Genomic DNA, 12,396 nt, shown 5'->3' with positions numbered 1-12,396 from the left:
GCACCCAGCTCCGCATCCAGCGCCGCGCACACCTCATCAAACGCGGCGGCGAACACCGGGAACGCCTCGCACAGATCCCGGCCCATCCCCGCCCGCTGAGCCCCCTGCCCAGCGAACGTCAACACCACCGGGCCCATGCCGACCGCCCCCGAGGACCCCGCGTCCCCGGCCGCCACGGCACGCAGCCCCGCCACCGCTTCATCACGATCCGCGGCCACCACCGCAGCCCGGAACTCCCACACCGAACGAGACGTCAACAACGCCCGACCGACCTGCTCCAGGTCAGGTTCGAGGGCCAGGACATCAGCCAACCGTCCCGCAGCAGCCCGCAGGCCCTCCGGCGACCGCGCCGACACCACCAACGGCACCACACCCGGCACATCCGAGGGGGACTCGACAGCCACGTCCGTGCTGCCAGGGGTATCGGGGGCCTGTTCGAGGATGACGTGGGCGTTGGTACCGCTGATGCCGAAGGAGGACACGCCGGCGCGGCGCGGACGGCCGGTCTGCGGCCATTCGCGTTCTTCGGCCAGCACTTGGACGTTCCCCACGCTCCAGTCGACCTTCGACGAAGGCGTCTCGGCATGCAAGGTCCGGGGCAGAACACCGTGACGCAGGGCCAGGATCATCTTGGCGATCCCGGTGACACCCGCCGCGGCCTGGGTGTGACCGATGTTCGACTTCACCGACCCCAACCACAACGGCTCACCGCCCTCACCGCGGTCGCCATACACCGCAAGCAGCGCCTGCGCCTCAATCGGGTCACCCAAAGCCGTGCCCGTACCGTGCGCCTCGACCGCGTCCACCTCAGCCGCAGCGAGTCCGGCGCTCGCCAACGCCTGACGGATCACCCGCTGCTGCGACGGACCGTTCGGGGCCGTCAACCCATTGGAGGCTCCGTCCTGGTTGATCGCACTGCCCCGGACCACCGCCAGCACCTCATGCCCGAGGCGCTGGGCGTCCGACAGCCGTTCCAGGACCAGCATCCCGGCGCCCTCGGCCCAGCCCATGCCATCCGCAGAGTCCGAGAACGCCTTGCACCGGCCGTCAAGGGCCATGCCCTGCAACCTGGAGAACTCCACGAAGGTCTCGGGAGTGGCCATCACGGTCGCGCCACCGGCCAGCGCCATCGAGCACTCACCCGCACGCAACGCCTGAACGGCCAGATGCAACGCCACCAATGACGACGAACACGCCGTGTCGACGCTCACCGCCGGACCCTCAAGACCCAGCACGTAGGAGATACGCCCCGACGCCACACTGTGCGCGTCACCAGTCGACCGGTACCCGTCCAGCTCCGGAATCGGCACCACCGCGTCGACGGCGGACTGGTAGTCGTTGGCGATCAGCCCAGTGTAGACGCCGACGTCCCGGCCGTGCAGCGAGGACGGGTCGATCCCGGCACGCTCCAGCGCCTCCCACGACGTCTCCAACAGCAACCGCTGCTGCGGATCCATTGCCAACGCCTCACGCGGACTGATCCCGAAGAACCCCGCGTCAAAACCCGCCGCGTCGGTGAGGAAGCCGCCCTCGCGCGCGTGCGAGACGCCCACCGCGTCCGGGGCCGAGTCGAACAGGCCCTCCAGATCCCAGCCCCGATCGGTAGGAAAAGCTCCCACCACGTCCGCACCCGCCGACAGCAGGTCCCACAAGGCGGCCGGGCTGTCTACGCCTCCGGGCAGCCGCACCCCCATACCTACGATCGCCACCGGCTCGTCCGTCGCCGCGGTCATGGGGGTGGCCGCGAATGCGGGCGTTTCCCCTGCGACCTGGGCGGACAGGAAATCGGCCAGAGCCGACGGGGTCGGGTGGTCGAACAGGGCCGAGACCGAAAGGTTCAGCCCGGTCAGCGAGGCGAGCCGATTGCGGAGGGCGACGGCCCGGGCCGAGTCCAGGCCGAGGTCCTTGAACGGCCGCTGCCGGTCGAACACCTCGTCCCCGACGGTCGAAGCCACCTCACGGTAGATCAGGTCGCGCAAGAACTCGGTCACACCGGCCACGGCGAGCCGGTCGTCCTGCGGCACGACCTCGGTGATCGCCATCGTGGTGCCCGAGGAACGGACGGCGGAGTCGAACGCCCCGGCGAGCTCGGCCGCCGACCACGGATCCGACAGGCCCGTGCGCAAGAAGCCGCCGGTGACCGCCCAGCCGTCGCACGTCAGGGACAGGACGCGCCGGTCCGCTGAGTCGTGACTGCGGGCGAGCACGTCGAAGGGCTGCGAGACGGCACCGGCGCAGAGGACGACCGTTCGCGCCGACGACGCGGTCACCAGGTCCTCGACGTTAGGCGCCGCGCCGCGGGCGGGGTCCTCGATGTGGACGAGGCCCGTGATCTCAGCGTCCGGCGTGTCGGCGGTTCCCAGGATGACCTCGATGCCGGTCCGCCGGCCGATGCCGTCGGCGAGCATGCCGAGGAGGTCCCGGTGCTCAGCGGTGTCCACGAGCACGAGCCGGCGCACGGAGTACCGGTCGGCGAGCAGGTCCGCCACCGCCGCCCCGAGCGTCGTGGCGGCGCCCGAGATCATCACGGTGTCGGACGGCCCGAACCACGGGTTCGGGGCGCCGGCGCGGGTCCCGCTCCGGCCGAGGGGCAGCGTCGTCTCTTCCCCGTCCGCGCCCGGAATGCGCGTGGCCGCTGTCGCCCGGCCGGTGTGGTTGACGGCCAGGAGCCGGGCGGGGGTGTCTGCGAGGAGATGGCGGGCGATCTTGCCCGAGCCCGTCCGCGGGATGTGCCGCGTCTCGTACAGCTCCTCGGGGATCTTGTGGGCCGACAGCAGTTCGCGGCATCGGGACAGGACCCGGCCGGGTTCGAGACCGCCGTCGCCGGCGACCAGGAAAGCGACCGGCACCTCACCGAGGACGTCGTCGCTCTTGCCGGCGGCCGCGACGTCCGCCACCCCCGGCACCGGCCGGATGGCCTCGTCGATCTCGCCGGGGTGGATGTTGACCGCGCCCCGGATGATGAGTTCCTTGATCCGGCCGGTGATCCGGAAGAAGCCCTCCTGGTCGCTGCGGGCCAGGTCGCCGGTGCGGTACCAGCCGTCGCTGAACCTGCCCTCGGTCTCGGCCGGGGCGTCGTGGTAGCCGAGCATCAGGCCCGGCCCTCGGACCCAGACTTCGCCCTCCTCGCCGGTGCCGACGTCGCGGAGGGCGACGGGATCCACCAGACGTACGTCGAGACCGGGGACCGGCCGGCCGCAGGACCCGACCGGCGCGGGCTCGTCGAGGCTGCTCATGGTGATCGGCCCGCACGTCTCGGTGCTGCCGTAGGTGTTGAGCACGACGACGCCGAGCGTCTCCTCGATCTCCCTGCGCAGGGTGTCGGAGGTGACCGCGCCGGCGACAAGGGCGAGCCGCAGGCCCGGGGCCTCACGGGGCTGTACCTGGGCCTCGGCGATCAGCCGGTGATACATGGCCGGGACGCCGGACAGGATGCTGAACGGCTCCCGGCGCAGAGTGTCGAGCACTTCGTCGGCGGCGAATCCGCTCACGATGTGCGCGGAGGCGCCAACGACGGTCACGCCTAGCAGGCACAGGCAGTGGGCCAGGCTATGGTGCAGGGGCAGGGGCCACAGGATGCGGTCCTGCTCCTCGAGCCGGGCCATCGGCAGGTAGCTGGAGACGACCGACCACAGGCAGCTGCGCTGGGTGGACAGGACCCCCTTGGGCCGGCCGGTGGTGCCCGACGTGTAGAGCATCCAGGCCGGGTCGTCGAGTCCGAGGCTGTCCTGGGCGGGGGTGTCAGGTTCCGATCCGATCAAGTCGGCGAAGGACGTGGTCCCCGGCGCGCTCCCTACCGCGACGATCTCACGGACGTCGCTGCCATGCGCTGCCCGGCGCACCTGATCGGCGTAGGCAGCTCGGGTGATGACGACCTTCGCTCCGCTGTCGACGAGGTAGTGGCGCAGCTCCTCCTGCGTGCAGTCCGGTGAGAGCGGCACGCCGATCCCCGCCGCGCGGACAACGCCCAGGTAGCTCTCGATCATCTCGACGCAGCTGCCGAGGAACAGCGCGACCCGGTCCCCGGGCTCCACTCCGAGCGCGGCGAGGTGCCCGGCGAGGCGGGAGGTGTCCCGGTCCAGATCAGCGTAGGAGACGCTGCCATGCGCGTCAGAGAAGGCGATCTTGTCACCCAGACGGGTGGCGTTTGCCCGGACGATCTCGCTCAGGGGCCGAACCAGCTCGATAAGCAACTGCGTGACACTTTCTGTGATCAGGTTTCGGTGCGGGCGCTCGTCTGGGAGGCGAGCGGGCGGGTCCCTACTTCGGGGACCGGACGCCCATGAACAGGCGGAGCAGCCGTGTGGTGACGGAGTTACCAGCGATCCACAGGAAGATCGTTCGGAGCTTGATAGCGAACTCGGTGGGTGGCAGGAAGAAGCTCTCGCGTCCCCGACGAGCCTGCGCCTGAACCTTCAGCGCGATTGGGCGGTACTCGGCCTCCCACTCGCGCAGAGCTGTGGGGATGTCCCCGGGGTGGCGTTCCAGCACGTCACCGAGGAGATCGGCGCCGCCGACGGCCAGCGAAGCGCCGAAACCCGCGTAGAACCCGGTGCACCAAGCCGCGTCGCCGACGAGAACCACCCGGCCCTGGCTCCAGGTGTCCATCTTGATCTGGCTCACCGGCCCGTAGTAGGCCGACGGGACGGCTTCGGCCTCCTTCAGCAGGGCCGGGACGGCCCAGCCGAGGTCCTCGAACCGGCGCCGAACCGCCTTGGACAGATCGGTGGACAGGTCGCCGGCCAGGTCGGTGCTCGTCCACAAGAAGATCACCGAGAAGGTGTCGCCGAGGCGGCTGACCGCGATCATCCGCCCGACTCCGCTCAGGAGATGCTCGACCCCGGTGTCGACCGGACTGCGCTCCAGGTTGTAGATGGCCAAGAGGTCACCGAAGTCGGTTCGGAACTCCGCCTCCGGACCGAAGGCCAGCTCGCGAACGACGGAGTTGACGCCGTCAGCGCCGATCACCAGGTCGAAGCGATCACTGACACCGTTCGACAGAACGACCTCGGCACCGGACTCGTCCTGGGTGATGCTCGACACGGTCGTGCCGTACTCGATCTTCACCTCGCCGTCCAGCGCGTCGAGCAGGATGTCCGCGATCTTGTCGCGCGGGATGTGCAAGGTCGGCTCGTTCATCAGCGCCAGCTGTGTGGCCGCCCGCCAGACGACACGCAGCCGTCCGTCGGTGTCCAGCATGTGGATGTCCTCCCACGGCAGCTGCGCCTCGATGAGCTGCGGGAGGATGCCGAGCCGCTCGGCCGCCTGGTAGCCCACGCCCCGGAAGCTGATCCACGTCCCGCCGTTGCGATTGCCAGAGGCCTTCTCCACGACCAGGACCTCCCAGCCGCCCCGGTGCAACCTCAGCGCCGCGGTCAAACCGGCGACACCGGCGCCGACGATCAATGCCCGCCCTGCTTCCGACCGTTGAGTGGACACTCAAGCCTCCATGCCGTCGAGCTCGTGAATGTAAGAAAGTGAGGACAGCCGGCGCCGAGAGCGTCCGACGTACTCGTCGGCGAAGGCGACAGCGCTGCTGCCGCCCTCAGCCAGTCGTGTCAGGCTCGCGGTCCGGCGGCGGTGGTCGAACGCGGTCGCGTCCGCCGCAGGATGGAACAGCCAGGTCAGCCAGGCCGAGAAGTCCTGGGCACGCCAGACCGCAGGCAGACGCGCGGATGAGTAGCCCTCAAGGGGACCGGCCTCACCGCGGCGGAACCACCCGATGAGGGCGTGGGCGAGCACGCTCGAGTCCTCGAGCGCCACGTTCAACCCCTTCGCAGCGGTGGGCGGGAAGATGTGGGCGGCGTCGCCTACGAGGAAGAGTCGGCCGAACTGCATGGGCTCCGCGACGGTGGCCCGAAGTGGAACCCTGACCTGCTCGAGAATCGCTCCCCGCGCCCGCATCCGGCCCTCGTCCACGTACAGCCGTTGCCCGAGTTCGTCCCAGATCCGTTCATGCGGCCAGTTGCTCTGCTCGTCCCGGGCGTCGGCCTGTAGGTAGAGGCGGCTGACCTCGGGCGTGCGCATGCTCGCCAGGGCGAAGCCGCGCGGGTGCACGGAGTAGACCAGTTCGGACGCGAAGGGCGCCGCGTTGACCAGCAGCCCGATCCAGTCGAACGGGTAGCGCCGAGTGTGGAAGGCGAGGGACGCCGTAGGGATGCTCGCGCGGGACACTCCGTGGTATCCATCGCAGCCGGCGATGAAGTCGGCCTCGACGACGACGTGCTCCCCGCCGACCGTGAACGCTACCGAGGGTTTGTCGCCGGTGATCCCCGCGATCTGAACGTCCAGCGCGTCGAAGTACAGCGATCCGTCATCCGACGGACGAGCGGCCAACAGGTCCTTGACGACTTCCTGCTGACCATAGATGTAGGTCGGCTCACCGATCAGCGACACGGTCGAGATCCGCTGAACTGTGTCCTCGAAGCGCAGCTGGAAACCGTCGTGTACCAGACCCTGCCGGTCAAGCCGGTCGGCCAGCCCGGAACCGCGCAGCAGCTGCACCGTGCCCTCCTCGAGCAGCCCCGCCCTCACCCGTCGTTCCAGATGCTCGCGACTGCAGCGCTCGACGATCACGGAGTCGACGCCGTGGGCGCGCAGCTCGTGGGACAGGTACAGCCCGGCTGGGCCGGCGCCGACGACGACGACCTGCGTCCGAAGAGTCCTCATCACTTCTGCCGGGCTGGATTCAGCAGGACGGTGCGGGCCTTGAGCAGCATTTCCTCGTACTCGTCGACCGGGTCCGAGTCGAGCACGATGGCGCCGCCGGCTCCGATGAGGACCACATCGCGCCAGAAGACCGCCGTCCGGATCACGATGCTGAGGTCGGCCGACCCGCTGTACCCAAAGTAGCCGAGTGTCCCGGAGTAGACGCCGCGGGCCTCGGACTCCAGCAGGTCGGTGATCTCGACCGTGCGCAGCTTGGGCGCTCCGGTCATCGAGCCGCCCGGGAAGCACGCCTTCACGCAGTCGACGGCGTTCACCGCCGACCGCAGCCGCCCGCGGATCGTGGAGACCAGCTGGTGCACGGTGGCGTACGACTCGGTCGCCATGAACTTCGGGACGTGCACGCTCCCGACCTCGCAAACCTGGCCGAGGTCGTTGCGCACAAGGTCGACGATCATGAGGTTCTCAGCCTGGGTCTTGGCGCTGCGGGTCAGCTCAAGCCGCCAGGACTCATCAGTCGCGGGATCCTCGCTACGGGCCACAGTGCCCTTGATGGGCTTGCTCTCGACCATGCCGTGGCGGTCGATCCGCAGGAATCGCTCGGGTGAGGAGCTCAGGATCCGCAGCTCGCCGAACCGTAGGAACGCGCTGTAGGGGGCCGAGTTGGTGCGTCGCATCCGCAGGTAGAAGGCGAGGTCGTCGTCCGGGGCCGCGGTCCGGAGCATGTTGGTCAGGCAGATCTCGTAGCTCTCGCCCGCTCGCAGCTGCCGCTGGCACTCGGCGATGTCGGCAAGGTAGGTTTCCCGGTCCCGCACGAAGGACGCCGGGACGTCCACGTCCGGGCTCGGGCCCACCTCGGGCAGCGTCGGCCCCGCCTTGTCGAGCGCGTCGACGGCCGCGGCCGTGTCGGCCAGCCAGGCGTCGGCTTCGGCGACGGACTCCGCGCCCGGCCAGCACAGCGCCACCAGGTAGGTCCGGTGCTCGACGTGGTCGACGACGACGAACCGGTCGGCGCGCATCCATTGCGCGTCGGGGGTCTCGGCCTTGTGGCGGTTGGTGAAGCCGCAGTGCGCCTTCATCTCGTACCCGAAGTAGCCGACGTACCCACCGTTGAAGTCGAACGGCGCGTCCAGCTCGACCCGCGACTCGGCCAAGCGCCGGCTCAGGACGTCGAAGATGTTCCCCTCGACCAGGCTCTGGACGCCATCCGCAGAGTCCACGACGACCACGTCGTCGGTCACCGAGTAGCTGAGCACCTCGCTGAGCGGGCCTGAGGCGTCGCCCAGGTACGAGAACCGCGCCAGGCCGCGCTCGCAGCGGTTGCTGTCGAGCCAGAACGAGTGGGCACTGTCGCCGTAGAGACCAATGAAGACCGACTCCGCGTCGACCTCGCGTTCCACGGTCGACATGCGGACGACGAACGGACCCTCACCGTCCGGGCTGGTCACCGAAAGGTCGCGGTGCGTGGCAGTCCGGCCCCGGGTCAGGTCGCGGAAGTTCTCCAGGATCCGGGCGCCGTGCTCGGTCGCCACCGACTCAGGGTGGAACTGCACGCCCCAGTGCGGCCGGTTGATGTGGCGGATGCCCATGATCTCGCCGTCCTCGGCCCAGGCGATCGCCTCCAGAGACGTCGAGGCCAGGGAGTCCACCGCGAAGGAGTGGTAGCGCACGGCGGTGAAGTCCTGCGGCAGTCCTTCGAAGACGCCCTCGCCTGTGTGGGTGATCTGCGAGAGGTGGCCGTGCCTCGGTACGCCGGCCGAGCGCACCTCGGCACCGTGGAACAGAGCGATGCCTTGGTGTCCGAGACAGACCCCGAGCACCGGCAGGTCCGGCAGCGACAGCAGCCGGGCGGCGTCGCCGAAGTCGCGGCCGTCCTGGGGGTGGCCGGGGCCCGGGGATATCACGACGTTGTCGAACTGCAAGATGAAGGCGTCGTCCCTCAGCACCGGGTCGTCATTGCGGACGACCAGGGGTTCCGCGCCGTTGATCTGCGCGATCATCTGGAAGAGGTTGTAGGTGTAGGAGTCGTAGTTGTCCACCAGCAACGTGCGTACATGACCGATGGGCGACTTCACATTGCCCGCCGGATTCGCAGGCTGCATCGGGGCCTCCAGACGACGATCGATTACACGGGAGAAGGACAGGAACGGTTAATACTGGCCTGACCGCAACTGGCCGGGCAACCGCCCAAACATATTTAGGGGTTGGTCGGCTCAGTCCTAGGGGTCCCTGCTCATCGGGAGCGAATATCCCCTATTGACATTCTCCGGACCCCCCCAGAAGCATGATCAGTGATTGGTTTCTAAGGATTCGGAGATGAGACCGTGCGTGAGTTCACCGAAAAGGACCTCGTGGTCGGCACCACATCCGGGCCGGTGCACGGTTTCCTCGACCGGGGGGTGCCCAACTGGAGGGGCGTGCCCTACGCGCGCGTCGAGCGGCGCTTCCGGCCGGCGGTACCGGTGGAGCCGGGCGGCCCGATCGAGGCCACCGCATGGGGACCAGTCAGCTGGCAGTTGCCGATCCAGGTGAGCCGGGGCCTCTACCACCTCCCGTTGGACGACCTCGTAGAGAACGAGGACTGCCTGAACCTGAACGTGTGGTCCCCTGGTCCGCGGCCAGACGGACCCCTGCCGGTCCTGGTCTGGTTTCACGGAGGCAGCCGGGTGAACGGCAGTGCGAGCAGCTGGATCGACCCGTGGCACTTCGCGGCCCGGCACGGCGCCGTCGTGATCACCGCGAACTACCGCCTCGGCCCGTGGGGATGCCTTTACCTAGGCGGCCACGACCCGGACTTCGCGGAAAGCGCCAACCTCGAGGCCCTCGACCAGGTCATGCTGCTGCGCTGGATCAGGGACAACATCGCCGGCTTCGGCGGCGACCCGAGCAACGTCACGCTGTTCGGTATGTCCTCCGGCGGTAGCGACGTGGCGACTCTGCTCGGCACGCCCGCGGCCCACGGGCTTTTCCATCGGGCGGCGATCTACAGCGGGAACGCCGAGGTGCCCATGTCCGAGGAGGCCGCGGTGCGCTTCACCGACGAGTTTCTCGCGGCGGCCGGGCCACTGGCGAAGTCGCCCGAGGAGCTGACCCGGCTCCCGAACGTGGGGTTGCGGTACATCCACGGGAAGCTGCTCGAACGGGGGATCCCGGTCCGGTACCGCCCTTTCATCGATGGCACCATCATTCCTAGGCCGCCGCTCGAGAGCATCCTCGCTGGAGGTATCGCCGACGTGTCCGTAATGGTGTCAGTGACGTCGGACGAGGCCGGCATCTACGTCGCCATGGGCGACGCGGTCTTCGACCGCGTCTACAACGCGATCGCCACAGGTGATTCCTCGGCCGACCTGGACGAGAAGACCAGGCTGCTCACGGAGAAACGTTACTGGGCACCCGCCAACCGATTGGTGCGGACCGCCCACCAAGCCGGCGGAAAGGTATGGCTGCAGAAGTTCTGCTACGCGCCGACCAACTCGAACTTCGCGTCCGACTTTCCTTCGATGGCGGATCGCCCGGTGCACGGCACCGACATGGCGTCTTTGTTCGTCGACACCGAGGGAAGCGACGGGACGGAGACCGACCGGCTGATCGGGCAGCAGGTGCAGAACGCTCTGATCTCCCTGGCCCGGGAAGGGTGCCCGCCATGGCCGAGATGGACCCCGCAGACGCCGGTGACACACGAGATCACGGCACCCTCGGCTGTCGTCGTCCGGTAAGGCGCCGGCCGAGGCGAACTCCCGTCTCCCAGCCGCGCTCTGATCCGTCGGGTGCCGGTTCCAACAGAGTTCCGCCAGTTTCAAGCGCCCGCCGCATCGATCCGGTTCCACTCGCTCGCGGACATAGTCGATCGCAGGGACGTTCTGTGGCGCGGGTGGATCGCGGTGCGCGAACAATGGACCACCGAGCATCGATAAGCCCGCCCTTCGGCCAAGGTCGAGGAGTTCGGCGTCGTACGGCTCGTTAACGAGTTACTCGTATAGGCTCCGCCTGCGGCGGTCAATGCCCTGTAGGTGTTCATCGACGAGTGCAATCGTTGACGCCGGGGTGATTGAGGCAGACATCGCCGACTGTTTCTCGGCGATGTCCACCTTTCAGAGTGGCGGTACGCGCCATGCTGCGGACCGCATCGTCGCTCCCCCTCGCAGGGCTTGTGAAGCTGGGCGCACGAAAGCGTGAGGGTCGAGGGAGCCCGCCGGCAGCGGCACAACCGCCACCAGAACGAGCTCCCAAGTGGGCACTTTCAACGAACAGGTCAGCTGCCGATGCTTCGAGGGTGGGAGAAGAAGTTGCCCGGGTCGTAGGCCTGCTTCACGCGCAGCAGGCGTGGGTAGTTGCCGCCGTGGTATGCCTCTCGCCAGTTCGGCAGGTTCGAGCTGGGGAAGTTGACGTAGGCACCGCTCGAAGCCGGGTCGAGCACGGCGGAGCCCTTGTCGACGAAGGCCGTGGCCGCGGCCTCGTCGGCCGGCGTCGCCTTCTCACCTAGGGCGACATAGCCGGCGAGGAACTGCGCGTCGCGGTTCCAGAACGCGGTTGACCTCGGGTCGATGTCGCTGGCCGCCCCGCCCATCGCGATGCATTGCAGAAACCGGCCCTGGCCCGCGTGCCGGTCGGCTTCGAACGCGGTGAGGACCGCGTCGTTGGTGGAGGCGTCGAGCGACCGGTTGAACAGGCGGAAGCCGTTCTTTTGGTAACCGGTGCGTGGAAGGACCGCATCCGGAGTCTGACCGACCCGATGGCACTGGGAGGTACTGATGGTGTCGCAGAGGTAAGCGGCCTTCATACCGTCGACGTAGGACAGGTCCCTCACCGTGGTGTTGACGGGCTGAGCTCCCGACAGCGCCGACAAGCGGGCGAGCTCCGCGTCGAGTTGGCTCTTCGGACCATGGAAGCCGCCCGTGATCCCGATCCCGGGCGCGTTGCCTGGGGCGGCGTCGAACAGGAAGCCGACGAACGTAGAGCCGAGCCCGCGCGGTGCGCTGGCCATCCACTCCTGCCAGGCAGGGAGCATCCGCTGGGCATCGTTCCAGGACCAGTAGGTGACGAAGTGCACCATGGTCGGCGCGTTGATCGGCTTCACCTCGAAGTCGACAACGATGCCGAAGCTGCCGCCGCCGCTGCCGCGTAGCGCCCAGAACAGGCTCGAGTCGCGGGTGGGCGAGCAGTGCACGACGCTTCCGTCGGCCAGGACGACCTTCGCCGAGACCAAGCGGTCAGAGCCGAGACCGAACATGCGGGTTTGGTTGCCGATACCGCCGCCGGAGATGAACCCGCCGGGGCAGACGGTGGGGCAGGTGCCCGCGATGATCTGCTTGTTGTACGGGGCCAGCGCGGCGAGCGCGTCAATCGAGGCGGCGCCGGGCCCCATGTGGACGGTGGAGGCGCCGACCGACACGTGGTTGAGCCGAGACACGTCAATCACCAGGCCGGGGCCGGTGGACCAGCCCTCGAAGTTGTGGCCGCCGCTACGCACGCGGACGTCCACCCCGTTCCGCCGAGCGACCCGCACGCACGCCTGGACATCGGCGATGGTCTCGCAGTAGGCGATGGCCTGCGGGTTGACCCAGTCGAACGTCGCGAACTGCAGTTGCTTGGCATAGGGGTAGTTCGCGTCCCCCGGCAGGACCAGATCGCCCTGCAGCCTGCCCGCGAGGCGGGTCCAATCGCTGTCGGCTCCGAAGGCCGGCGACAAGAGCCCCTCTCCCGAGGCCACTGCTGCCAGGGCCGCGCCAC

6 protein-coding genes are annotated in these 12,396 nt (G+C 68.6%); 1 reads left to right on the top strand and 5 read right to left on the bottom strand.

The window, feature by feature from the left end; translation table 11 throughout:
* From J7E88_RS31760 to pabB, 4 genes are all read right to left on the bottom strand, one after another.
* A partial coding sequence (locus J7E88_RS31760; protein ID WP_215186909.1) for a beta-ketoacyl synthase N-terminal-like domain-containing protein occupies nt 1-4,193 on the bottom strand: 4,193 nt, incomplete at its 3' end.
* 67 nt (nt 4,194-4,260) lie between these two features.
* Nucleotides 4,261-5,439: an FAD-dependent monooxygenase gene (locus J7E88_RS31755; RefSeq protein ID WP_215186908.1), complete on the bottom strand. Its 1,179-nt coding sequence runs from the start codon at nt 5,437-5,439 to the stop codon at nt 4,261-4,263.
* On the bottom strand, nt 5,440-6,669 hold the full coding sequence (locus J7E88_RS31750) for a 4-hydroxybenzoate 3-monooxygenase (RefSeq protein ID WP_215186907.1): 1,230 nt from the start codon (nt 6,667-6,669) through the stop codon (nt 5,440-5,442).
* A complete protein-coding gene (gene pabB, locus J7E88_RS31745; RefSeq protein WP_215186906.1) occupies nt 6,669-8,768 on the bottom strand; it encodes an aminodeoxychorismate synthase component I in 2,100 nt (699 codons plus the stop codon). The genes J7E88_RS31750 and pabB overlap by 1 nt, the downstream gene beginning before the upstream one ends.
* 222 nt (nt 8,769-8,990) lie before the next feature.
* Here pabB and J7E88_RS31740 point away from each other — a divergent pair, with 222 nt between their 5' ends.
* The gene (locus tag J7E88_RS31740; RefSeq protein ID WP_215186905.1) at nt 8,991-10,382 is read left to right on the top strand and encodes a carboxylesterase family protein; all 1,392 of its coding nucleotides are present in this window, start codon (nt 8,991-8,993) and stop codon (nt 10,380-10,382) included.
* A 536-nt stretch (nt 10,383-10,918) separates the two neighbouring features.
* Here J7E88_RS31740 and J7E88_RS31735 read toward each other — a convergent pair.
* Nucleotides 10,919-12,355, bottom strand: coding sequence for an FAD-binding oxidoreductase (locus J7E88_RS31735; RefSeq protein WP_251023505.1), 1,437 nt, complete (start codon nt 12,353-12,355; stop codon nt 10,919-10,921).
* Between the last annotated feature and the right edge of the window lie 41 nt (nt 12,356-12,396).

Source organism: Streptomyces sp. ISL-10, assembly GCF_018614575.1.
Classification (GTDB): Bacteria; Actinomycetota; Actinomycetes; order Streptomycetales; family Streptomycetaceae; genus Streptomyces.
The sequence above is the reverse complement of the archived record's forward strand: the minus strand, read 5'-3'. Positions and strand labels throughout refer to the sequence as shown.